This window comes from Rhizobium sp. AC27/96, assembly GCF_001692325.1.
Lineage (GTDB): Bacteria > Pseudomonadota > Alphaproteobacteria > Rhizobiales > Rhizobiaceae > Rhizobium.
In genome coordinates, this window is record NZ_LXKN01000014.1 from 1 (window position 1) to 22,759 (window position 22,759).

Sequence of the window (22,759 nt, forward strand, 5' to 3'; positions counted from 1 at the left end):
GGCCGTCGAAAAGCGCTTCGGCGCAACCAGCGCCCCCCATGCAATAGAACATCTATCTGATAACGGCAGTGCATACACCGCGCGCGAGACCAGGCTGTTCGCCCAAGCCCTCAACCTGATCCCATGCTTCACGCCCGTTGCCAGCCCACAATCGAACGGCATGTCTGAAGCCTTCGTCAAAAGTAAGCGGCAAGCTGACCCCGTTCAGCGCGCGTAATTCCAGGGCATGAGTGCATCGAGATCGCTGCTTGACCAGCCATTGGCGATGCGCTCGAGGGTCTGGGTGAGCCAGGCTTGCGGATCGACATTGTTCATCTTGGCTGTCTGAAGAAGTGTCGCGATTGTCGCCCAGGTCCTCCCACCGCCATCGCTGCCAGCGAAGAGACTGTTCTTTCTCGTAATCGTCTGGGGCCTGATGGCGCGCTCAACGATGTTGCTGTCCAGCTCGATACGGCCGTCGGTCAGGAAGCGCTCGAAGATTGCGCGACGTGAGGTGGCATATCGGATTGCCTCAGCGAGCTTGGATTTGCCGGAGATCCGCGGCAGGGTCTTCTGCCAAAGGCCGAAGAGCTCATTGACGACGGCTGCAGATGTCTGCTGACGCGCCGCCACACGGACATCAGGGCTTTGACCGCGGGCTGTTTCTTCGACCTGCCAGAGCTTTGCCATCAGCTCCACCGTCTCGGTGGCGATCTTGGAGGTGTCCGATGCGTGGAGTTCGTAGAACTTGCGTCTGCTGTGGGACCAGCAGCCGGCAAGCATCACGCCGTCATTGCCGCCGTCAGATCGGGCAAGCTTTTTGTAGGCACCATACCCATCAACCTGAAGAATGCCGCGATAGCCGCTCAGATGCCGGGCGACGCGATCGCCAGCTCGGCTATCTTCGAAGCGATAGGCGACCATCGGTGGGCCATTGCCACCGAAGGGTCTGTCATCCCTGGCATAGGCCCACAGCCAGGCCGTCTTTGCCGACCCGGATCCCGGTGCGAGCGTTGGCAACGTCGTTTCGTCGGCGAAGATGCGCTCGGCCTTTTTGATTTCGGCGAGGATGTACTCGGCGAGGATATCGAGCTCGAAGCCAAGCTTGCCCATCCATTGGGCCATCAGCTTGCGATCGAGCTCGACCTTATCGCGGGCGTAAATCGCCTCCTGCCGATAGAGCGGCAGGCCATCGGCATACTTCGAGACCGCGATCTGGGCGAGAAGCGCTTCCGTCGGAATGCCTCCCTCGATGATGTGCGCAGGTGCGGCGGCCTGAATGACGCCGTCTTCGTTTTTGAAGGCATACTTCGGCCGCCGGGTGACGATGACGCGGAACTTCGCCGGCACGACGTCTAGCCGCTCAGAGACGTCTTCTCCGATCAGCACCTTCTGTTTGCCCGCATGCTCGGGCAGTTCATCCGGCTCGATCACCACTTCGATGCGTTCCAGATGTGGTGCAAAGCCCTTGCGCGGTCGCGGCGGACGTTTGCCATCGGGATGGGCAGCGCTCTTGTTTACCTGGGCTCGAATTGCAGCGATGCCGGTCTCGATCTCTTCGAAGACGAATGAATTAAAAGGCCCTGTCGTCTTTTGGCATACAGGCGGATATCATGCACTTTTCGATCCTCGCTACGCGAAGCGTATCTGGTCGTCGATTGACCGCCTCTCCGGCATCGCGTTGTGATGTCACGGAAATTTTGACCGAATGTCGAGGAAGCGCTGCGTCGGCAGTTCGGCGCAGTGTTCTTTCGTAACATGTAGACAACACATTAACATTTCTGAACCAATGAAATATTATTATTAACTTTTTCTGATGTAACGTTCGCGTTAGACTCTCGTCATCCAACGTCGATGTCCCACGCCGGGGCCTCGAGCTTAGCGATGAAGGAGAGGACATGCCCCATCTGAGTCATAGACAGTGGGTGCCGGAGGCATGCGAAACGCATATCCAGCGAATCGCGGCGAACGTTTCGGCAGAAACCCGCGACGTCGCGGCCCGTATCGAAGCTCTGGTTGCTAGGAACCTTGAGATTCACGATGCCGACTGCTTTAATCTAAATCCCGCGACAAACGTTCTCAACCCTGTTGCCGAAGCCGTCTTGAGCCGCGGTCTCGGTAACCGCCCGTCGCTCGGCTATCCCGGCGACAAGTATGAAATGGGCCTGGAGGCCATTGAGGAAATCGAGGTCATAGCGGCCGAACTCGCGGCAGAAATTTTCGAGGCAAAATACGCCGAAATGCGCGTGGCGTCGGGCGCAATGGCGAACCTATACGCTTTCATGGCAATGGCGAAACCAGGAGACGCCATCATTGCGCCTCCGGCAACAATCGGCGGACATGTCACGCACCACGCTCCCGGTTGCGCTGGCATGTACGGCTTGTCGATCCATGCGATGCCGGTCGATCCTGAAGGCTATACCGTTAACATTCCTGCCCTTGCCGCCTTGGCGGAAAGAGTGAGGCCGAAGATCATTACAATCGGCGGCAGCCTAAATTTGTTTCCGCACCCGGTTGCCGAAATTCGCAAGATTGCTGATGCCGTCGGCGCCTATGTGCTTTTCGATGCTGCACATCAATGCGGGATCATAGCCGGCAAATCCTGGGCCAATCCCTTGGAACAGGGGGCGCATCTGATCACTATGAGCACCTACAAGAGCCTGGGCGGCCCGGCCGGAGGGCTGATCGTAACCAATGATGCGGCGCTTGCCGAAAAGCTTGACCGTGTGGCTTTTCCGGGAATGACGGCAAACTTCGACGCGGCGAAGGCGGCCGCGTTGGCGATCACTCTGCTTGATTGGCGCGATCACGGGATCGCCTACTCAAGGGCCATGGTGGACCTCGCCCAGGCTCTTGCAATCGCCATGCAGGCAGAAGGACTGCCGGCCTTCGGAACTGGCAAGGGGATCACCGAGAGCCATCAGTTCGCTTTGGAGGCGGTCGGGTTCGGCGGCGGGCAGGCCGCGGCGAAGAAGCTGCGAAAAGCCGGGTTTCTCACATGCGGAATCGGGTTGCCCATTCCCGAAATCGACGGCGACAAGAATGGGCTACGCTTCGGCACGCCTGAACTCGTGCGACGCGGCGTCACTCCTTCCGACGCGCCGAAACTCGCTGCGCTAATTGCCGAGGGCCTGCGCGCCAACGATCCGGAGACGGTCGCGCCCCGGACGGCAGCATTTCGCCGAACATTTGATGAGTTCCATTACATCAATCATTAGTCACAGACCTCCCATGACCTCAAACGGCATTCCGGTTGAGGTCATTTGCTTTTTGTCGGCAAGCCGCGATGAACGCTTTGAGTGCTGGGCTGCGGCCCTGACCTTTCCGGTAGGCGAGGGAGATTTTGCGGCGAATTTCCGGCTGCAACGGTCTGACTTGGACGTCTCGAAGGTCAAGGCTCGCGCGCAGCCCCGGCAGGATCGAGATCCCGGCGTGGCTTCTAATCAAGGCGATGCTGACCTCAAACCCTTTGCAGCGTGCCGTGATTTGGGGATCAAAGCCTGCGCCTTGGCACGCTTCGGTGAGCATTCGCGTGTAGTTCGATGATGCAGTGTCGATGATCCACCGTTCGCCGGTCAAGTCGGGGAGCGTGACATGATCGCGGCCGGCGAGACGATGGCCCTTTCCCATCATTACGTGGAAAACGTCCTCAATAAGCGGAATCGTTTCCATGTTCGAGTCGAGTGCGCCGGGCAGTATGTTGAGATCATCAATAATCGCGACGTCCGTTTGCCAGGTTCGCAAAGCGGCCACGCTTTCCTCCGGTTCCATCTCATCGAACTGGATGGCGAGAAGCGGGTGATCCTCGGCCAATTGCTGGATCGTCGGTGGGATGAGCACCGCGGCCACCGAAGGAAAGGCCGCAACCCGAAGATCACCTGCCACCAGGTTTTCCAGTTCCGCGATATCGGCTTTTGCGCCTTCCAATTCTGCGAAGATTCGTTCTGCCCGATCGACCAGAATTTGACCTGCAACGGTGAGCGCGACACCGCGACCACGCTTCTCGATCAAGGGCGCGCCGACCTCCTGCTCCAGCAAGGTCATCTGCTGCGAAATCGCCGACGGAGAGACAAGCAGGGCCTCGGAGACGGCAGCCATGGTCTTGCGTATGGAAAGTTCGCGAAGGGCGCGTAGCCGTCCAAGGTCCATCAGTTTCTCCCCAGAAAACATTAGCGTAATTTACGAACATAAAAAATACAATTAACTTTTTTTGACTGAAATATTTCGCTACCGTCCTCTCAACAGCGGGACACCAGTGCAGGCATTCGGCGCTGGAATCAAAGCGCCGTCCGTGTTCCGCCCGCAAAACACAGGCTGCCTGACACCGGCAACCGCCATTCGAAATTTGAAAAGAGGGACGCGAAATGACCACTCAGGCACACGAATACTTCAATACCCGGCTCGCCGAGCGTGACCCGCTGATCTTCAACGCTCTGGAGGGCGAGCGGAAGCGCCAGCAGGGCCAGATCGAGTTGATCGCCTCCGAAAACTCGGTCAGTGCCGCGACCCTGGATGCCCTGGGCTCGGTTATTACCAACAAGACGGTCGAAGGTTATCCGGGCAATCGTTTCCATGGCGGCGCCGACTACGCAGATATCGTCGAACAGGCCGCCATCGACCGCGCCAAGAAACTCTTTGGTGTTTCCTACGCCAACGTGCAGCCCCACTCGGGCACGCAGGCTAACCAGGCTGTCTTCTTTGCCCTGTTGCAGCCCGGTGATCTGGTTCTCAGCCTCGACCTCGCTGCCGGCGGTCACCTCAGCCATGGCGCCAAGCCGAACCAGTCGGGCCGGTGGTTTTCGGTCGTCTCCTACGGTGTTGACCGGGAAACCGGACTGATCGACTACGATATCGTCGAAAAGCTTGCGCTCGAGCACAAACCAAAACTGATCATCTCCGGCGGTTCGTCCTATCCGCGCGAGTATGACTTCGGCCGCATGCGTAAGATCGCCGACGCCGTCGGCGCTGTCTACCTCGTTGACATGGCGCACTTCGCCGGCCTTGTTGCCGCCGGCGTTCACACAAATCCGGTTCCCTACGCCGACATCGTGACGTGCACGACGACGAAGACTTTGCGTGGTGCCCGCGGCGGTCTGGTCCTCACCAACCGGGAGGACTTTGTAAAGAAGTTCCAGTCGGCGGTCTTCCCCGGCGTTCAGGGCAGCGCACATCTTGCGACCATTGCCGGCAAGGCAGTTTGCCTGGGTGAGGCTCTGACCGATGAATTCAAGACCTACGGTGCGAATGTCAAGGCGAATGCCAAGCTACTCGCTGAGATTCTGATGAAACGCGGCGTCGGCATCGTCAGTGGCGGTACTGATACCCATCTCGTGCTCGTCGATGTCTCGTCGAAGGGTCTGCTCGGTCAGCAGGCGCAGGACCTGCTCTATTCCGTTGATATCACGTCGAATAAGAACCCCATCCCGTTCGACAGCGCCAAGCCGTCTGAATGGAAGGGCATCCGCCTCGGCTCGTCTGCCGGTACGACACGCGGCTTCGGCGCAGCCGAATTCGAGAAGATCGCCAACCTTATCGCCGATGTTTTCGATGCCGAGAACCTGACCCCGGAAGATCGTGCCTCGGAGCATAAACGGGTTCGCGCAGAAGTAGCCGATCTCTGCTCGGCGTTCCCTGTCTATCCCTAATTTTTCACCCGGCCGGAGCCTCGGGCTCTGGCCATCGGCTTGGATACGGACATGACGATTCATCTTCCCGACGACCCTGCGCGAAGCGACGTGCTCGCCGCTCATCCGACCCTTTGGGTCAATGCCGCCTATCGACCCGGTGCCATCGGGGACGATGCGCTGCCCATCCGACCGGAAATGGTCGATGAGGCCCAAGCAAACTGGAAACGGCTCGCTCCACTTCTGGAAACCTGCTTTCCCGAGTTGAAGGCCACAGGCGGGGCAATCCGCTCCGATCTCGTGGAACTGAAAGCGCTGCGTGACGCGCTTGGTTATGCCGCGCCCGAATTCGGAAAAGTGTTCGTCAAGGCCGACAGCGCGCTCCCTGTCGCGGGCTCCATCAAGGCGCGGGGTGGTGTCTATGAGGTCTTTCTGTTTGCCGAGCAGCTTGCCAGGAACGAGGGACTCCTGAATTCCGGCGATGATATTCGCTGCCTCGCTGAAGCGGACGCAAAAGCCTTTTTCTCTCGCTATACAATCGCCGTTGGCAGCACGGGCAATCTCGGTCTTAGCGTCGGAATTGCTGCTCGAGCACTTGGCTTCAAGGCAACCGTCCACATGTCGTCGGATGCGAAAGCCTGGAAGGTCGAGCGGCTGAAGAAGCTCGGCGTCGAAGTCGTCCAGCACGAAGCCGACTACACGATCGCCGTTGAAAACGCGCGTCTCGTCGCAGAAAGCGACCCGATGATCTACTTCGTCGATGACGAACAATCCCGGCATTTGTTTCTCGGGTATTCGGTCGCCGCCTATGAACTGGCCGACCAACTCAAGGCGCTCGATATCGCCGTTGATGCGGAACATCCGCTGTTTCTCTATCTGCCCTGTGGTATCGGCGGTGCGCCGGGTGGCGCCACCTACGGCGCCAAAAAGGTATTCGGTGACCACGTCCACTGCTTCTTCGTGGAGCCCGTGCAGTCGCCTTGCGCGCTCGTCCACTTGATGAGCGGCTCGCAGGAGCTGGTCTCTGTCTATGACGTCGGCCTCACCAACAAGACAGAGGCAGACGGCATGGCCGTCGCGCGCATGTCGGCCTTTGTCGCCACCGTCATGCGGAACATGCTCGCCGGCGTCTTCACGGTTGCGGATGAGGATCTTCTCCGTTGGCTGCTGCTTGCGCACGAAACGCAGGATATTCGCCTTGAGCCTTCTGCAACCGCGAGCCTGTCTGGCCCGCAGTTCGTGGTGAAGCATCCGCAGGGCCGCGCATTCTGCGAGCACCAGGGCATTCAGAGCTACCTCTCCCAAGCCACGCACATTGCCTGGACCACGGGAGGCTCCTTCGTGCCGCAGAAGCAGTTCGATGCGTTCCTGAAACAGGCCGCGGCGCTTTAGATCGGGAGTGGGTAAGATGTCGGACACGAAGAATTCAACCCAATCGACGACGGGCCGCGCAACACCGGGTTTCAACGCAGACAGGATCGATGGCAAGGCCTTCGCAGCGAATCTGCTGCAACGCATCAAACAGGATGTCGCGGACCTGCGCGCGACGACTGGCGAAGTTCCGGGGCTTGCGGTGGTGCTTGTCGGAGAAGACCCCGCGAGTGCCGTCTATGTCACCTCAAAGCGTCGCGAAACGATCGCAGCCGGCATGAACTCCTTCGAGCACCGACTTCCCGAGGAGACGACGCAGGAGGAGCTTTTGGCATTGATCCGTCGGCTCAACGTTGATCCGACCGTGCATGGCATTCTCGTTCAACTTCCGCTTCCCGGTCAGCTCAATGCCGATGCGGTGATTGATGCCATTGATCCCGCCAAGGATGTAGATGGCTTTCACGTCGCTAATGCCGGCCGCCTCGCAGTCGGCCAACAGGCGCTCGTGCCTTGCACGCCGTTGGGGTGTGTCATGTTGCTGAAGGATCGCCTCGGTGACCTCTCCGGCTTGCACGCTGTGGTGGTTGGTCGCTCCAACATCGTCGGCAAGCCGATGGCCCAGCTTCTCCTTCAGGAGGACTGCACCGTCACGATCGCGCACCGCCATTCGCGCGATGTCGCGTCGATCACGCGGCTCGCCGACATTCTCGTCGTTGCGGTTGGGCGTCCGGAAATGGTGAAGGGCGATTGGATCAAGCCAGGGGCCACGGTCATCGACGTCGGTATCAACCGTATCAGCCGGGACGGCAAGACCCGTCTCGTCGGCGACGTCGATTTTGCCCAGGCAGGCCATGCGAAGGCCATAACGCCGGTTCCCGGCGGTGTTGGTCCGATGACGATCGGTTGCCTGCTCGAAAACACGCTCGAAGCGTTCCGCCGCGCGCAAGCGCCGACGCTCCTCAAATCCATGAAGAAGGTATCCTGATGTCAAATTTCGCACTCCGTGTCGCGTGCACGCCAACCACCCGAGGGGTAGTCGCAGCGGTCTCGGGCTTCCTCGCTGATGAGGGCTGCAACATCACCGACAGCGCACAATTCGACGATGCCCACACGGGTCGCTTCTTCATGCGCACCAGCTTCCGCTCGGAAGAAGGTCGTACGCTTGAGGACCTCCGTGCCGGCTTTGCGCCGATCGCGGGGAAGTTCGAGATGGAGGCGACGTTCTTCGACGAGGCCTCAAAACGCAAGCTGATGATCATGGTCTCGCGCTTCGGCCACTGTCTGAATGATCTTCTCTACCGCTGGCGGATCGGCGCGTTGCCGGTGGAAATCGTCGGTGTGATCTCGAACCACCTCGATTACCAGAAGCTCGTTGTCAACCACGACATTCCTTTCCACTACATCAAGGTGACAAAGGAGAACAAACGGGCTGCCGAGGCCGAACAGATGCGCATCGTCGAGGATGCCGGTGCGGACCTCATCGTGCTGGCGCGCTATATGCAGGTCCTGTCCGATGAAATGTGCCGGACCTATTCGGGCCGTATCATCAATATCCACCACTCCTTCCTGCCGTCGTTCAAGGGAGCGAACCCCTACAAACAGGCCTTCGAGCGTGGGGTGAAGCTGATTGGCGCCACGTCGCATTATGTCACGGCGGATCTCGACGAGGGGCCGATCATCGAGCAGGACATCGTCCGGATCACCCATGCACAGAGTGCTGAGGACTATGTGAGCCTCGGCCGCGATGTCGAGGCGCAGGTTCTCTCGCGCGCTATCCACGCACATATGCACGGCCGCGTCTTCATCAACGGAAACAAGACTGTCGTTTTCCCGGCGTCCCCGGGCTCCTACGCCAGCGAGCGGATGGGTTGAGGCCCACGACTCCTCGACGAAGGCACGAAGAAGAAGGTGCACATCCGGCCTCATGGTCGGACGAAAGCAACCCAAATCAATAACTTTGACACCGCCCGAGGGCGTCATCATCAACTGAAAGGGAACAGCAATGAACAGCTTGAAATCGATTATCGCCGCACTTGCAGTGGGCGTTGCCGTCGCCGCATCTGCACCCGCATATGCCGAAAACTCCCAGACGCTCGAAGCCGTGAAGAAGGCCGGCGCGTTGAAGTGCGGCGCCAATGGCCAGCTTGCCGGATTCAGCACCGTCGACTCGACCGGCAAGTGGGCCGGTATGGATGTGGATTTCTGCCGCGCCGTCGCGGCGGCAATCTTCGGCGACGCCAGCAAAGCTGAGCTCGTCCCAATGACCTCCCAGCAGCGCTTCCCGGCAATCCAGTCTGGCGAAATCCAGCTTCTCACGCATACGGTGACGGCGACCCTGACCCGCGAAGCGTCGGTCGGCCTGCTGTTCGCAAAGCCGATCTTCTATGACGGCCAGGCCTTCATCGTGAAGAAGTCGCTGGGCGTTGCGAGCGCCAGGGAACTTGACGGTGCGTCCGTCTGCGTCAAGCCGGGTACCGTCACCGAACAAAACATCGCGGACTTCGCCCGCGCCAATAAAATCAAACTCGAACCGGTCGTCATCGAGCAACAGCAGCAGGTCGTCGAGGCGTTCCTCAACGATCGTTGCGTTGCCTTCACCGACGATTCGACCGCGCTTGCGTCCGTTCGCTCGGAGCAGGCCAATCCTGATGATTTCGTCATACTGCCCGAAGTTCTTTCCAAGGAGCCGCTGAGCCCGGCCGTCCGTGCTGACGATTCCCGCTGGTACATGATCGTCGCCTGGGTTCGCGAGGGGCTGGTCGCCGCGGAGGAACTGGGCGTTACACAGGCCAACGTCGACGATATGAAGCAGTCGCAGGATCCGGCGATCCAGCGTCTCCTCGGCAAAAGCGGCGATCTCGGCTCGCTTCTCGGTCTTCCCAACGACTGGATGTACAACGCCATCAAGGCCGTCGGCAACTACGGCGAAATCTACGAGCGCAATGTCGGCACGTCCTCGCCCCTGAAGCAGGAGCGCGGCATCAACGAACAGTGGAAGAAGGGCGGCCTGCTCTACGCCAATCCGCTTATCTGATTTGTCGAGGCGAGGGGCCGTGCTGGAGCATTAGCCCCTCGCCATCGACCGAATCGACGGGCGTAAGATCGAAGACATGGATCCGACCGGGTGCGAGAACACCGGCGGCCATGCGTTTCGCACCCAGTGTCAGGTAAGGGCTGATTTCATGGCTATGCACGAAATGCAAAACCCGCCCGTTGTGGCGATTTCCGAGACTGGGAGCCTATGGTGGAACCGTCGGTTCCGCGCGTGGATTCCCCAGGCTCTGCTGATCCTGCTGGTTGGTGCAGTGGTCTGGTTTTTCGCCTACAACGCATCCCTCAATATCAGCCGGCAAAAACTGAGCTTCGGTCTCGACTTCCTTTCGCGCGAGGCAGGGTTTGGCATTGGCGAAACCTTCATCGACTATAGCTCCCAGTCGAGTTTTGCCCGCGCCTTTCTCACAGGCCTGGTCAACACGATCGTCGTTTCAGCCTATGCACTTGTGCTCGCCACGGTGATCGGATTCGCCGTCGGTATTGGGTCGCTCTCAACGAATCAAGCTTTTCGGCGCGTGTGCCTGACCTACGTCGCGCTCTTCCGCAACGTCCCGCTCCTCCTTCAACTTTATCTTTGGTACTCAATTGCAACAGGACTCCTGCCAACGCCGGCGGAAGCATGGGGAGCTTTTGGCGTCCAAATCAGCCGCGTCGGCGTATTCCTACCAATGTTGCACCTCCAGCCGACGGCGCTTTCGACCGTTGCGGGCCTGGTGGCGGCGATAGCGGTCGGCTTTGCGGTCTGGCGCTACGTCTTTGACAGACGGGCGGGTGTTGTTGCGTTCCTGGCAATTCTTGCTGCCGCCATGCTTGCCGGCACGATCGCACTGGTCGGGGCTGGCGGTGCATTCTTCGAGCTACCAGTTTGGCAAAAGTTCCGCTTCAACGGCGGTATCAAGTTCTCGCCAGAGTTCTCGGCCCTCCTCGTCGGACTTTCGATCTACTCCGGCAGCTTCATAGCGGAGATCGTGCGCACGGGTATTCTTGCCGTGAAGAAGGGGCAGAAGGAAGCGGCACAGGCACTAGGCCTCTCACCTGGACAGACGATGCGCTACATCGTCATTCCCCAGGCTTCTCGCGTGATTATCCCGCCGCTGACGAGCCAATACCTGAACCTAGTCAAGAACAGCTCGCTCGGGGTTGCGATCGGTTATCCGGACCTGGTCTCGATCGGCAACACCACGCTCAACATCACCGGCCGCGCTATCGAGTGCGTGACCATCATGATGGCCGTATATCTCTCGCTTAGTCTGGCGATCTCGGCCGCGATGAATGTCTACAACAAAAAGATGGCTTTGCGGACACGATGAGGTCGATGATGGCTATGAAACGACACACTTCCTGGCGGAACCGTCTGACAACTGCGCTGGTGATCGCGGTCCTCGCGGTCGTCCTCTTTCCCTTGTTCCGCTGGGCTATCCTCGATGCGGTCTGGGGTGCGCAGCCGGCCGATGCGTGCAATGGCGTTGGCGCCTGCTGGCCGGTCATTGCGGAAAAAGCCAGCTTGATTATCTTCGGGCGCTATCCCGCTTCAGAACTCTGGCGTCCGGCCCTGGCATCGGCCCTTTTGCTGGGAACCACTGTCGCCACCGCTCTGCCGCGCCTTTGGGGAAAAGGTTTGCTGGCCGCCTGGATCTATTCCCCCGTCTTGTTCTTCGTATTGATGGGCGGCGGGATCGCAGGACTGTCCCCCGTGCCTTGGACGCAATGGGGCGGATTGCCGATCACCATAATGCTCTCCGTCTTCGGGATAGGATTTGCGTTCCCGATCGGCATTCTGCTCGCCTGTGCAAGGCTGTCGTCGAAACCGGTCATCCGCTGGTTCGCAACAACCTACATCGAGGTCGTCCGCGGCGTGCCGCTGATCACGATCCTCTTCATGGCGACGTTCATCCTTCCGCTGCTGCTGCCGGCGAGCTGGAATATCAACGCCATGATCCGCGCCCAGGTCGCCATTATCCTGTTCACGGCGGCATATCTGGCTGAGGTCGTCCGCGCCGGTTTACAGACGGTTCCGAAAGGGCAGTTTGAAGCTTCCGAAGCGCTCGGCATCTCTCGGCTAGATGCCTACACGCGAATCGTGCTTCCGCAGGCGCTGACGACGGTTATTGCTCCGACGATCAATACCTTCATCAGCGTGCTCAAGGATACCTCGCTCGTGGCAATCGTTTCGATCAGCGAACTTCTGATGACCGCAAGGCAGGCCTTGGCCGACCCAGTATGGCGAACGCACTTCATCGAGGTCTACGTGTTCATAGCGGTGATCTACTTCGTCTTCTGCTTCGCCATGGGCAAATGGAGCAAGAGGTTAGAACACGCCTACATCTTCTCGAAGGGCAGGGAATAGCCACTTCAAACCAGGGTTCAGCATTCCCACGAGGAAATTGCAATGCAAAATTCAGCGATTGAATTGAAGAATGTCGACAAGTTTTACGGCGACTTTCACGTCCTAAAAAATGTCAGCTTGACGGTAGGGCTAGGTGAAAAGCTGGTCGTCTGCGGCCCCTCCGGCTCCGGCAAATCGACGATGATCCGGTGCATCAACCATCTGGAATCCCATCAGGCCGGATCCATCAACGTCCTCGGAGTGGAACTGAATGACGATGTTCGAAATATCGCAGAAATCCGCAAATCCGTCGGCATGGTGTTCCAGCAGTTTAACCTGTTCCCCCATCTCACGGTATTGGAAAACTGCACGCTGGCGCAAAAGCTGGTGAGTGGCAAGAAGCAGGACGAAGCGGAGACTGTCGCGATGGAACTCTTGCGGCGTGTCCGGATCGCCGATCAGGCAAAGAAATATCCCGGCCAGCTTTCCGGCGGCCAGCAGCAGCGCGTAGCAATCGCTCGCAGCCTGTCAATGCGCCCGAAAATCATGTTGTTCGATGAACCTACCTCAGCACTCGATCCGGAAATGGTGAAGGAGGTGCTGGATGTCATGGGTGAACTGGCCATTGATGGCATGACCATGGTCTGCGTCACACACGAGATGGGCTTCGCCCGATCCGTCGCCGACCGGGTAATTTTTATGGATCACGGCACGATCGTCGAGCAGAACACGCCGCAGCAGTTCTTTGACAATCCCAAAGAGCCGCGGCTGCGGGATTTCCTTTCGCAGGTGCTTCATTGATTGGGACCGCCGGGGCAAGCGGGTCGACGGTTCATATCCTTCTTCAAGCGCTGCAACTCGTTAACCGCCCCATTCGATCTGCGAAGAGATCGGCTAAATGATTGATAATGTGACATTATCGCGCATTTTGGCGGTGACGAGACCTACCTCCCCTCCCGGTGGTCCGACAAACGATGGCACATCGGCCTTGAAGACCGGGAGCCGCACTTCGAGCCTGATGAAGATTATTGAGGTTCAGACCAGAGGCGGTGAGACGCCTCTGGTCTTCGCCTTTTCATGTGAGCCGTTCCAGCCGGATCGACCGGCCGGAGCGGCTATAAAAGGTGGGCTGCGCCGCCCCTCTCAATCTCACCCCATGAAAGAAGGGCGAGCCCCTCCTTCAAACTTCCTCCCATGGTGAACGGGGACGGTTCCCTCCTCCCTTTCCCCAAACCCCAATCCCTCTCCCGTGGATGTGATACGGGGCTGCCTCTCACTGGCCCTGGCACCATCCGTGTCTCGCACCATCCCATGACCGGGCGAGGCCTTCCTCGATCAAAACATCGCCCAGCGAGTTGCTCGCGCGAGACACGGTTCGAAGTTTACGGCCATACTTGTCTTCGTCACGGAGCCCGGCCGCCAGCGAGAATTTTCCAGCGTTGAGCAACGACAGCAGACGGGATTTTGCCGCCTCACCTTTTCTCCGTTCCGCCTCACAACGGGGCGGGCTAAGCTCAGGCGTATCGATATCGGCAATGCGGATTTTCGTCCCGTTGAACCAGAAGGTGTCGCCATCGACGACGCAGTTCGTCCGATGGCTGTCGCCGCAGAGCACGAACGACGCCGATAGCGCATCCTGTGCAGGCGCTGTGACGAAAGCAGCAGCGTTGTCGAGATGACCATTGCGATCAAGATACAGCCAGCCGGCGACGCCGATCACCGCGGCCCAGACAATCGTGGTCGATAAGCCTTTGCCGCGACCGGGACGGTGACGACGTGACGTCGACCGCGGCGCATTGATGCCAGGACGATCGTTCGCGAACTTCCGATTTTTCCTGAACGGTATGACGTTCTTTTGCGCCAAGCTCTTTCCCCTCTCCGCCGGCAGACGCTACAGTCGCTTTGGTTTCATCGGCGTTTACCGCAGGCGTCTAATTCGAAGCTTCCTTCTCCTTCCCGCCAACGGAATGAAACCGGTTTGTGCCGACGCAGGCTTTCATATCATCGCGCCGAAACCAGATGGCGCGGCCGCATCGGAGCGGCGCGTTGCCGGCCGTGAACACGATCTGCTCGTCCGCGCGCATGCGCAGGACTTCGTGCGGCTGGATCAGCGGTCGAGCCGCGAGCTGCTTCGAGCGTGTTCGCGACGATCCCCTTGCCTGGGAACTACGGCTGACCTGGTCGATCTCGACCGTGGTCATGCCGCAGCGTTTCGATATGTAATCGGCGGTCTCGGGATCGTTGATCGCGGCAAACGAAATCCAGCTGGCACTCTCGAACCACTTGCTTGCCGCGTCGCGGCCGCCATAGGTTTCGCGCATCTGGCCGATCGACTGATAGATCATCGTCAGTGTGATTCCATATTTGCGCCCGGCGTCGCGCGCAGTCTCGAGGATCCGCATGTAACCGAGGCGGGCGACCTCATCGAGAAGAAACAGCGCGCGCCCTTCAAGCTTTTCGTCGCGATTGTAGATTGCGTTGAGAAGCGAGCCGATGACGACGCGCGCAAGACCGCAATGGGTCTCCAACGTCTTGAGGTCGATGTTGATGAAGACGTCGGTATTTCCTGCGGCGATGTCGCTGGTCGAGAATTTCCGTCCGGACACCAGCGCGGCATAATTCGGATAGGAAAGCCAATGCGTTTCCTTGACCGCATTGGCATAGACGCCGCTAAATGTTTCCGGCGTCATGTTGACGAAGGCAGCGACATTTTCCTTGACGAAATCCGAGCCCGAATTGTCGTAGATGTCCTGCAGGCGCTTGCGCAAGGTCGGTTCCGGCTCCGACAGGTTCATGCGCACCTGCCGAAGCGTCTGGTCCTTCTCGTGCGTGTGACCGGACAGGCAGACATCGGCGATGAGCGCCGTGAGCAACTGCAGGGCTGACGCGCGAAAGAAGTCGTCACGAACACCGCGCGCGCCGCCGCTGTCGCTCATGATCCACGATGCGACAGAGGCGATATCCTCCTCCTTGGTTCCACCGTAACCACCGACCCAGTCGAGCACGTTGAAGCCGACGTCCTGCTTCCGTGGATCGAGGACGAATACGTCCCTTCCCGCTCCGCCGCGATGCGCGGAGACCATCGGTGCGACCTCGTTCGACGGATCGAGCACGATCAGCGTGCCGCCCCATTTGAGGGCCGTCGGGATGGTCACCGACGTCGTCTTGAAACCACCGGACCCCGCAAAGACGATCCCGTGCGACGAGCCGAATGAGCCATCGAAGCACAGCAACGGCGACTTGCCGCCGGCGCCCCAGGTCTCCGCGCTATCGGCTCGAAACGCTTGAGCCGCGACGCTGTCCTTGTCGACCCGATAGCGCTCGCCGATGACGATGCCGCCGGAATCGGGAAACAGCTTCGCCGCCTCTGTCGGCTTCATCCAGTCGGCTTCGCCGTGGAGCGCTCGCTTGCCCTGAATGCGTTTCGGTTCGGCCCTTGCGAACGCCGCATTGCCGATGAACGCAACGCGGAGCGCGAAGCAGATACATATGGACACTGCGCCCACTCCGATCGATGTTGCTGGATCGAGATAGGCCAAGACCGTCTTGCCGGTTGGCAGCGTCTTCGTGAAAGCGGCAAGGCGTATGGTTTCGCGGGAAGCTGCGATCAGGATCGTCCCGCTGCATCCCGCAACGACGCCCCAGCCTGCCTGCTTGATGCTGATCGCGCCGGCACTCGCGAACAAGAGCACGATACCGATCGCCGCGCTCGCGACATAGGGCAGCGCGATGCCCGCCCGCCCCCATGCCAGCCGTGCGGCGTCGGTCTTGCCGAAGCCGGAGAGCCACTGTTCGATCCCGGTCACTCCGATGACGACCAGGATCATCAACGCCGCTGGCCCGACGACGAGCGCAATTTTATTCACCGTCATTGCCGAAGGCCTCCGCGCCGATTGCGGTGAGCCTGGACCGCTCACCTTCGTCGCCTTTAAGGCGGCGGGCGACATCGATCAGCGCGCCCAGCAACAGCGCGCGCTTCTCGTAGCGCAGCCCGGCCTTGACGATCAGGCCGCCGAGCTCGATCTTTTCCCGCGTTTCCTTCTTGCGGGCGTCGGATGTCATCGTCCTCGCCATACGCTCAAGCCTCGCCAGCGCTGCCCGCGCCCGCGCCAGAGGAGTCTGCCGGCGTCGACGTTGCGCCGCTGCTATCGCCGGCACCCTTTTTCCCTCCGTTCGTAGCGCCCTTCCCTCCCCCTTGGCCTCCGCGAAACCGCTTCACCACTTCCTCGAAAGCGGCCTGCAGCTCTGCCTCGTCGACCTCGATCTCGCCAAGGCCTGCCTTGAGCGCGATGCGGCCGATCCGCTCGGCTTCCCTTGTTTCGGCGAGCTTGAGCTGTTCCTGCAGCTTGGCGATTTCGTCGCGGATTTTCGAGGATGGCTTTTTCATTCCGTCTGTCTCCCTGGGTGAGAAAGCTTGTCTTTCGAACCCAGTTTTTCGGAACAGAGTGCGGAACGCACTACTGTGAATCCTACAATCGCCAAGGGCGATGCTTTGGTGAATGATCCCGGCCGTTCCGAAGGAGCGGCTTCCAAGGGCGCAATTATACGTCGCTGACGCGACGCCCTTGCTTGAGGCCTGGTCAGGCCTCCCGCTCCCGACGAACCCATTGATTTCGTTTGCAACCGGGAAAGAACTCCGCCGTGGCCGTCCCCCATTTCTCCGTCAGCGTCGTCGCCCGCGGCTCCGGCCGCAGCGCTGTCCTGTCGGCGGCCTACCGGCACTGCGCGAAAATGGAATACGAGCGGGAAGCTCGAACGATCGACTACACCCGCAAGCTGGGGCTGTTGCACGAAGAGTTTGTGATTCCGGCAGACTCGCCCGAATGGGTGCGCAGCATGATTGCCGATCGCTCAGTCGCGGGCGCATCCGAAGCCTTCTGGAACAAGGTGGAGGCATTCGAGAAGCGATCCGATGCGCAGCTCGCCAAGGATGTCACCATTGCCCTGCCGCTCGAGCTGACATCCGAGCAGAATATCGCTCTCATGCGCGACTTTGTGGAGAGACACATCACGGCGAAGGGGATGGTCGCCGACTGGGTCTATCACGACGCCCCTGGCAATCCGCATGTCCACCTCATGACGACATTGCGGCCGCTCACCGAAGATGGGTTCGGTTCGAAGAAGGTCGCTGTGCTCGGTCGGGACGGCAAACCGATCCGCAATGATGCAGGCAAGATCGTCTATGATCTATGGGCCGGCAGCACTGAGGACTTCAACGCTTTCCGCGACGGCTGGTTTGCCTGCCAGAACAAACATCTGGCGCTCGCCGGCCTCGATATTCGCATCGATGGCCGCTCCTTCGAAAAGCAGGGCATCGACCTCGAGCCGACCATTCACCTCGGTGTTGGCACCAAAGCCATCGAGCGCAAAGCAGAGCAATCTGACCGCACGCGGGAGACCTCGGCTCCCAAACTCGAGCGTATCGAAATTCAAGAAGCGCGCCGCAGCGAGAATGCGCGGCGCATCCAGCGCCGTCCTGAAATCGTGCTTGAGCTGATCACCCGCGAGAAGAGCGTCTTCGACGAGCGCGATGTAGCGAAGGTCCTGTATCGCTATATCGACGATGCCGCGTTGTTCCAAAGTCTGATGGTCCGGATTCTGCAAAGTCCGGAAGCGCTCAGGCTCGAGCGCGAGCGAATGAATCTTGCGACCGGCGTCCGTGAGCCGGCGAAATACACCACGCGCGAGATGATCCGGCTCGAAGCCGAGATGGCCAACCGCGCGATCTGGCTCTCCGGTCGCGCCTCGCATGGGGTCCGTGAGACGGTGCTGCAGGCGACCTTTGCGCGCCATTCCCGTCTGTCGGATGAGCAGCGAACGGCGATTGAACATGTCGCCGGGGCCGCTCGGATCGCCGCCGTCATCGGACGCGCCGGCGCGGGCAAGACGACGATGATGAAGGCTGCGCGCGAGGCATGGGAAGCGGCCGGCTATCGTGTCGTCGGCGCCGCTTTGGCGGGCAAAGCGGCCGAGGGATTGGAGAGGGAAGCAGGCATCCAATCGCGCACGCTATCGTCGTGGGAGCTTCGCTGGAACCAGGGGCGCAATCAGCTCGACCACAAGACTGTTATTGTGCTGGACGAGGCGGGCATGGTGTCGTCACGGCAGATGGCGCTGCTCGTCGAAACCGTGACCAAGGCCGGCGCCAAACTCGTCCTTGTCGGCGATCCGGAACAGCTTCAGCCGATCGAGGCCGGTGCTGCGTTCCGTGCGATCGCCGATCGCATCGGCTATGCCGAACTTGAGACAATTTATCGCCAGCGTCAGCAATGGATGCGCGATGCCTCGCTCGATCTCGCTCGCGGCAATGTCCACAGGGCTGTCGATGCCTACGCGGCGCATGGTCGAATGATTGGTTTGAGACTGAAGGACGAGGCGGTCAAAAACCTTATCGCAGCTTGGGATCACGACTACGACCCTTCGAAGAGTAGCCTGATCCTCGCGCACCTCCGCCGTGATGTGCGAATGCTCAACGATATGGCCCGCACCAAGCTAGTCGAACGCGGCGTCGTCGGCGAAGGATTTACCTTCAAGACGGAGGACGGACACCGTAACTTTGCGCCCGGAGATCAGATTGTTTTCCTCAAGAACGAAGGTTCGCTTGGCGTCAAGAACGGCATGCTCGGTAAGGTCGTCGATGCTGCTCAGAACCGAATCGTCGCAAAGATTGGCGAAGGCGAGCATCGCCGCCAGGTCACGATCGAGCAGCGCTTCTACAACAATCTCGATCATGGCTATGCGACGACGATCCACAAGAGCCAGGGCGCGACAGTCGACCGGGTGAAGGTGCTTGCTTCACTGTCGCTCGACCGGCATCTCACCTACGTCGCGATGACCCGCCATCGTGAAGATCTCGCCGTCTACTACGGCAGTCGCTCCTTCGCGAAGGCGGGCGGCCTCATCCAGATCCTGTCACGCCGAAATGCCAAGGAAACGACCCTCGATTACGAGCAGGCGTCGTTCTATCGCCAGGCGCTGCGCTTCGCGGAAGCCCGGGGCCTTCATCTCGTCAACGTCGCCCGCACGATCGCACATGATCGCCTCCAGTGGGCCGTCCGTCAGAATCAAAAACTCGCCGACCTCGGCGCCCGTCTTGCCGCCATCGGCGCGGTGCTCGGACTGGTTCGCGGCAACAATAAGCAATCCCCCTCACATTCGATAAAGGAGGCCAAGCCCATGGTGTCAGGCATCACCACCTTCCCGAAATCGTTCGAGCAGGCAGTCGAGGACAAGCTCGCCGCCGATCCCGGCCTCAAGAAGCAATGGGAGGACGTCTCGACCCGCTTCCATCTCGTCTACGCGCAGCCGGAAGCCGCCTTCAAGGCAATCAATGTCGACGCCATGCTCAAGGACCCGTCGGTCGCGAAGTCCACCCTCTCAAGAATCGCCGGCGAGCCTGAAAGCTTCGGCGCGCTCAAGGGAAAGGCCGGTCTTCTCGCCCGCCGCGCCGACAGACAGGACCGGGAAAAAGCCATCGCCAATGTGCCGGCGCTCGCTCGCAACCTGGAACGCTATCTTCGTGAGCGGGCCGAGACCGAATTGAAACATGAGACGGAGGAGCGCGCGGTCCGGCTCAAGGTGTCCGTCGACATCCCGGCGCTCTCGCCCGCGGCGAAACAAACACTCGAACGCGTGCGCGATGCCATCGATCGCAACGATCTCCCGGCCGGGCTCGAATATGCGCTGGCCGACAAGATGGTGAAGGCCGAACTTGAGGGTTTCGCCAAGGCTGTGTCCGAGCGCTTCGGCGAACGGACCTTCCTGCCTCTCGCCGCGAAAGACGCCAGCGGCAAGACCTTCGAGACCGTCACGGCGGGTATGACGGCCGGCCAGAAGGCCGAAGTCCAGACCGCCTGGAACTCCATGCGGACCGTCCAGCAGCTTGCTGCTCATGAGCGAACGACCGAAGCGCTCAAGCAGGCCGAGACGCTGCGTCAAACCAAGAGCCAAGGGCTCTCTCTGAAATGACGGCGGGAGCAGGAACGCGCCGGGCGATGACCGCGCAACAGCGACGAGCGGCCGGGATCATTTTGATGGCCGCATTGGCGGCCATCCTTTCGATCGGCACCGCCCTCATCGGTGGCTACCGCATCAATCTGACACCGAGCGAGCCACTCGGCCTATGGCGAATTCTACCACTCTATCGCCCCGTTGCTGTCAACGACCTGGTGTTCATTTGCCCACCGGAAACTGCGGAAATGGGGGTGGCACGAGCGCGTGGCTATCTCCGTTCCGGTTCCTGCCCGGGCGGTGTTGCACCGCTCATCAAGACGGTGATCGCGGTCGCAGGACAGCATGTCGAAATCGGCGCCAGAGTGACTGTGGACAGGCGGGTGGTTTCCTCTTCCAGTCTCGCACCACGAGACGGAAAGGGCCGGCCATTGGCGCCGTCTCCGAGTGGCATCGTACCGCCAGGATATATCTTCCTGCATTCGTCATTCCCAGGCTCCTACGACTCCCGCTACTTCGGGCCGGTGCCTGCGTCGGGCGTTCTCGGTCTGGCGCAGGAGGTCCTCAACTATGCGCCGTGAGTACATTCGATCGGCGTTACTGATATCCGCTTCGATGGCGATCGGCGTGGTGGGGTGGAGCGGATACGTGGCTCTACTGCCCGTCGCGTTGGCGTTTCCTGTTCTTTGGTCGATCGCGCGAACGAGAATGATTGCGGCGCTCGTGTCGGCCGGATACTTCCTGGCCGCGTTGCGGGGTCTGCCACAGGGCGTTGCTACCTTCTATTCGTCGGATATCTGGCCGGGCTTTTTGCTTTGGCTATGTGCGTCCCTGAGCTTTGTCGCCGTGCATACCGTCCTGTGGACCGGGACCGCCGGCATTCGTTCGTTCCGCTATCTCCTTGCGGCCGTCATCATGGCCATCCCGCCGTTCGGCATCACGGGATGGGCGCATCCCGTCACGGCCGCGGGGGTACTGTTTCCGGGATGGGGATGGTGGGGACTGGGGCTTATGACAGCTGGCCTTGCGGGCCTCGTAACCCGCATTTGGCCAGCTGTCGCCATCGCCTTGACGGGCTTTTGGCTGTGGTCCGCCGCAATCTGGACCGACCCGAAGCTACCGGAAGCCTGGCACGGCGTCGATCTGGAGTTGGGCGTTTCGCTTGGCCGCGACACCGGTCTTCAACGCCAGCGTGACATGATCGCAACGGTGCGCCGCGCAGCCGGCAATGGCGCCCGCTTCGTCGTGTTGCCGGAAAGTGCGCTCGGCTTCTGGACGCCGACCGTGGAGCGTCTATGGACGGGCGCACTTGCCGATGGCGACGCCACTGTCATCGCCGGCGCTGTCGTAATCGACGCCGACGGCTACGATAATGTCCTCGTTGCGATCGACAGGAATGGCAGCCGCATCCTCTACAGCGAACGCATGCCGGTTCCCGGCTCGATGTGGCAGCCATGGCGATCCTGGTTTGGGGAGAGCGGCGGCGCCCGGGCGGACTTCTTCGCGAATCCGATTGCCTCCATCGTCGCCAGCCAGGCCGCACCACTGATCTGCTACGAGCAACTGATCGTTTGGCCGGTCCTGCAGTCGATGCTGCACGATCCGGACGCCATCCTCGCCATCGGAAACGGGTGGTGGACCGAAGGCACGTCGATCGTCGCCATACAGCGCGCCGCCACCACCGCCTGGGCAAAACTCTTCGCAAAGCCGCTCGTCATTGCCTTCAACACCTGAAAGGAGACACTATGCTGGACGCAGCCCTGATCAAAGAATGCGCCGACCCTTCCCTAAAACCCGCGATCGTCGAGCAGTTCGTGGCATCAGCAGGGTCGACTGATTCCCTCGCCGTCACCGTCAAATCCGGTGGCCGTTTGATCCTCGTGCCAAAAGCTGCCTCGGCTGACGAGGCGATGGCGATCGTGCGGCAATATGCTGGTCAGGCGGTGGTCCGCGTCGGGCTGACCCAGTTTCCCGCCGGCGTTGGCATCAAGGAAGCGAGTGATCTCAAACCGGACCTCGTCGATGCCTGCCAGAACCTCCGCAAAGGCACGGCGATGTTCGCCAAGGTGCTCCGGATCGTCGCGAAATGGTATGGCAACCCCACGAGCAAAGACGTCTTTCCGCAGATATTCGAAGATGCCATCTACGCATGGAAGACCGGCGAGTTCGAAGGCGTAAGCGTGTTTCAGGCGGAGGATCCCGGAACACCGGTTGAAGTGCCGCAGGAAACTAAGGGGACTCCCGTCGAGGAAGAGAGCGCCGAACCGAAACCAGGAGAAGATGCGTCCGAGACGGTGCAGGAGGTCGGGCGCGCGGGGATACGGATCGATCTGTCTCGGATTGGAGGTCAGCCATAGCATTGAATTAGGTTCGCCTCGGGCTGAGGTTCCCAAAGTGAAGCGCATGAAATTAGTGCATTTCGAGCGCACGAAATTAGTGTTAGATAAATGCTTGA

The 22,759-nt window shown here is 60.1% G+C and carries 18 protein-coding genes and 2 pseudogenes; 14 read left to right on the forward strand and 6 right to left on the reverse strand.

What is annotated here, in order from left to right:
* Window positions 1-193, forward strand: a pseudogene (locus A6U86_RS11630) (IS3 family transposase); the annotation flags it as partial.
* An 11-nt stretch (window positions 194-204) separates the two neighbouring features.
* Here A6U86_RS11630 and A6U86_RS11635 read toward each other — a convergent pair.
* A pseudogene (locus tag A6U86_RS11635) lies at window positions 205-1,551 on the reverse strand (IS66 family transposase); the annotation flags it as partial.
* A gap of 326 nt (window positions 1,552-1,877) precedes the next feature.
* Here A6U86_RS11635 and glyA (A6U86_RS11640) point away from each other — a divergent pair.
* Window positions 1,878-3,197: a serine hydroxymethyltransferase gene (gene glyA / locus A6U86_RS11640; protein ID WP_068390882.1), complete on the forward strand. Its 1,320-nt coding sequence runs from the start codon at window positions 1,878-1,880 to the stop codon at window positions 3,195-3,197.
* A gap of 19 nt (window positions 3,198-3,216) precedes the next feature.
* On the opposite strand, the gene A6U86_RS11645 is transcribed toward glyA (A6U86_RS11640), so the two are convergent.
* Entirely contained in the window at window positions 3,217-4,128 is a 912-nt protein-coding gene (locus tag A6U86_RS11645) for a LysR family transcriptional regulator (RefSeq protein WP_068390884.1), read from the reverse strand.
* A 215-nt stretch (window positions 4,129-4,343) separates the two neighbouring features.
* Here A6U86_RS11645 and glyA (A6U86_RS11650) point away from each other — a divergent pair, with 215 nt between their 5' ends.
* The 8 genes from glyA (A6U86_RS11650) to A6U86_RS11685 all read left to right on the forward strand — a co-directional run bounded on the left by glyA (A6U86_RS11650) (window position 4,344) and on the right by A6U86_RS11685 (window position 13,155).
* The gene (gene glyA / locus A6U86_RS11650) at window positions 4,344-5,624 is read left to right on the forward strand and encodes a serine hydroxymethyltransferase (protein ID WP_068390886.1); all 1,281 of its coding nucleotides are present in this window, start codon (window positions 4,344-4,346) and stop codon (window positions 5,622-5,624) included.
* A 51-nt stretch (window positions 5,625-5,675) separates the two neighbouring features.
* The gene (locus A6U86_RS11655) at window positions 5,676-6,995 is read left to right on the forward strand and encodes a D-serine ammonia-lyase (protein ID WP_068390888.1); all 1,320 of its coding nucleotides are present in this window, start codon (window positions 5,676-5,678) and stop codon (window positions 6,993-6,995) included.
* Window positions 6,996-7,011: 16 nt separating this feature from the next.
* A complete protein-coding gene (folD, locus tag A6U86_RS11660) occupies window positions 7,012-7,959 on the forward strand; it encodes a bifunctional methylenetetrahydrofolate dehydrogenase/methenyltetrahydrofolate cyclohydrolase FolD (protein ID WP_083196804.1) in 948 nt (315 codons plus the stop codon).
* Window positions 7,959-8,846 (forward strand): formyltetrahydrofolate deformylase, encoded by an 888-nt coding sequence (gene purU, locus A6U86_RS11665; RefSeq protein WP_068390890.1) that lies wholly within the window; start codon window positions 7,959-7,961, stop codon window positions 8,844-8,846. Before folD ends, purU begins: the two co-directional genes overlap by 1 nt.
* A gap of 130 nt (window positions 8,847-8,976) precedes the next feature.
* The gene (locus A6U86_RS11670) at window positions 8,977-10,008 is read left to right on the forward strand and encodes an amino acid ABC transporter substrate-binding protein (protein ID WP_068390895.1); all 1,032 of its coding nucleotides are present in this window, start codon (window positions 8,977-8,979) and stop codon (window positions 10,006-10,008) included.
* Between the two features lie 76 nt (window positions 10,009-10,084).
* Entirely contained in the window at window positions 10,085-11,338 is a 1,254-nt protein-coding gene (locus A6U86_RS11675) for an amino acid ABC transporter permease (RefSeq protein ID WP_077472589.1), read from the forward strand.
* A gap of 14 nt (window positions 11,339-11,352) precedes the next feature.
* Window positions 11,353-12,375, forward strand: a complete 1,023-nt coding sequence (locus A6U86_RS11680) for an amino acid ABC transporter permease (RefSeq protein ID WP_068390908.1) — start codon at window positions 11,353-11,355, stop codon at window positions 12,373-12,375.
* Window positions 12,376-12,417: 42 nt separating this feature from the next.
* Window positions 12,418-13,155, forward strand: coding sequence for an amino acid ABC transporter ATP-binding protein (locus tag A6U86_RS11685; protein WP_068390910.1), 738 nt, complete (start codon window positions 12,418-12,420; stop codon window positions 13,153-13,155).
* Between the two features lie 472 nt (window positions 13,156-13,627).
* Here A6U86_RS11685 and A6U86_RS11690 read toward each other — a convergent pair whose 3' ends face one another.
* From A6U86_RS11690 to traC, 4 genes are all read right to left on the reverse strand, one after another.
* Window positions 13,628-14,053, reverse strand: a complete 426-nt coding sequence (locus A6U86_RS11690) for a thermonuclease family protein (RefSeq protein ID WP_343287068.1) — start codon at window positions 14,051-14,053, stop codon at window positions 13,628-13,630.
* A gap of 232 nt (window positions 14,054-14,285) precedes the next feature.
* Complete coding sequence (traG, locus tag A6U86_RS11695) at window positions 14,286-16,226, reverse strand: Ti-type conjugative transfer system protein TraG (RefSeq protein ID WP_068390916.1); 1,941 nt, start codon at window positions 16,224-16,226, stop codon at window positions 14,286-14,288.
* Complete coding sequence (gene traD, locus A6U86_RS11700) at window positions 16,213-16,428, reverse strand: type IV conjugative transfer system coupling protein TraD (protein WP_068390919.1); 216 nt, start codon at window positions 16,426-16,428, stop codon at window positions 16,213-16,215. The genes traG and traD overlap by 14 nt, the downstream gene beginning before the upstream one ends.
* 4 nt (window positions 16,429-16,432) lie before the next feature.
* The gene (gene traC, locus A6U86_RS11705) at window positions 16,433-16,741 is read right to left on the reverse strand and encodes a conjugal transfer protein TraC (protein WP_068390922.1); all 309 of its coding nucleotides are present in this window, start codon (window positions 16,739-16,741) and stop codon (window positions 16,433-16,435) included.
* Window positions 16,742-16,995: 254 nt separating this feature from the next.
* On the opposite strand from traC, the gene traA reads away from it, so the two are divergent.
* From traA to A6U86_RS11725, 4 genes are all read left to right on the forward strand, one after another.
* Window positions 16,996-20,322 (forward strand): Ti-type conjugative transfer relaxase TraA, encoded by a 3,327-nt coding sequence (traA, locus tag A6U86_RS11710; protein WP_068390924.1) that lies wholly within the window; start codon window positions 16,996-16,998, stop codon window positions 20,320-20,322.
* Window positions 20,323-20,387: 65 nt separating this feature from the next.
* A complete protein-coding gene (gene traF / locus A6U86_RS11715; RefSeq protein ID WP_244509885.1) occupies window positions 20,388-20,885 on the forward strand; it encodes a conjugative transfer signal peptidase TraF in 498 nt (165 codons plus the stop codon).
* Window positions 20,875-22,038 carry a conjugal transfer protein TraB gene (locus A6U86_RS11720; RefSeq protein ID WP_068390929.1) on the forward strand — a complete coding sequence of 388 codons (1,164 nt, stop codon included), beginning with the start codon at window positions 20,875-20,877 and terminating at the stop codon, window positions 22,036-22,038. Before traF ends, A6U86_RS11720 begins: the two co-directional genes overlap by 11 nt.
* Window positions 22,039-22,049: 11 nt before the next feature.
* On the forward strand, window positions 22,050-22,661 hold the full coding sequence (locus A6U86_RS11725) for a TraH family protein (RefSeq protein ID WP_068390932.1): 612 nt from the start codon (window positions 22,050-22,052) through the stop codon (window positions 22,659-22,661).
* Window positions 22,662-22,759: the final 98 nt, after the last annotated feature.

Excerpts from the sequence above, each read along its gene's own strand:
- traD (WP_068390919.1), bottom strand. The coding sequence starts at position 16,428 with ATGGCGAGGACGATGACATCCGACGCCCGCAAGAAGGAAACGCGGGAA.
- glyA (WP_068390882.1), top strand. The coding sequence starts at position 1,878 with ATGCCCCATCTGAGTCATAGACAGTGGGTGCCGGAGGCATGCGAAACG.
- A6U86_RS11670 (WP_068390895.1), top strand. The coding sequence starts at position 8,977 with ATGAACAGCTTGAAATCGATTATCGCCGCACTTGCAGTGGGCGTTGCC.
- A6U86_RS11675 (WP_077472589.1), top strand. The coding sequence starts at position 10,085 with ATGGATCCGACCGGGTGCGAGAACACCGGCGGCCATGCGTTTCGCACC.
- A6U86_RS11685 (WP_068390910.1), top strand. The coding sequence starts at position 12,418 with ATGCAAAATTCAGCGATTGAATTGAAGAATGTCGACAAGTTTTACGGC.
- traF (WP_244509885.1), top strand. The coding sequence starts at position 20,388 with ATGGCCGCATTGGCGGCCATCCTTTCGATCGGCACCGCCCTCATCGGT.
- traC (WP_068390922.1), bottom strand. The coding sequence starts at position 16,741 with ATGAAAAAGCCATCCTCGAAAATCCGCGACGAAATCGCCAAGCTGCAG.
- A6U86_RS11725 (WP_068390932.1), top strand. The coding sequence starts at position 22,050 with ATGCTGGACGCAGCCCTGATCAAAGAATGCGCCGACCCTTCCCTAAAA.
- A6U86_RS11655 (WP_068390888.1), top strand. The coding sequence starts at position 5,676 with ATGACGATTCATCTTCCCGACGACCCTGCGCGAAGCGACGTGCTCGCC.
- A6U86_RS11720 (WP_068390929.1), top strand. The coding sequence starts at position 20,875 with ATGCGCCGTGAGTACATTCGATCGGCGTTACTGATATCCGCTTCGATG.
- folD (WP_083196804.1), top strand. The coding sequence starts at position 7,012 with ATGTCGGACACGAAGAATTCAACCCAATCGACGACGGGCCGCGCAACA.
- A6U86_RS11645 (WP_068390884.1), bottom strand. The coding sequence starts at position 4,128 with ATGGACCTTGGACGGCTACGCGCCCTTCGCGAACTTTCCATACGCAAG.
- glyA (WP_068390886.1), top strand. The coding sequence starts at position 4,344 with ATGACCACTCAGGCACACGAATACTTCAATACCCGGCTCGCCGAGCGT.
- traG (WP_068390916.1), bottom strand. The coding sequence starts at position 16,226 with ATGACGGTGAATAAAATTGCGCTCGTCGTCGGGCCAGCGGCGTTGATG.
- A6U86_RS11680 (WP_068390908.1), top strand. The coding sequence starts at position 11,353 with ATGAAACGACACACTTCCTGGCGGAACCGTCTGACAACTGCGCTGGTG.
- purU (WP_068390890.1), top strand. The coding sequence starts at position 7,959 with ATGTCAAATTTCGCACTCCGTGTCGCGTGCACGCCAACCACCCGAGGG.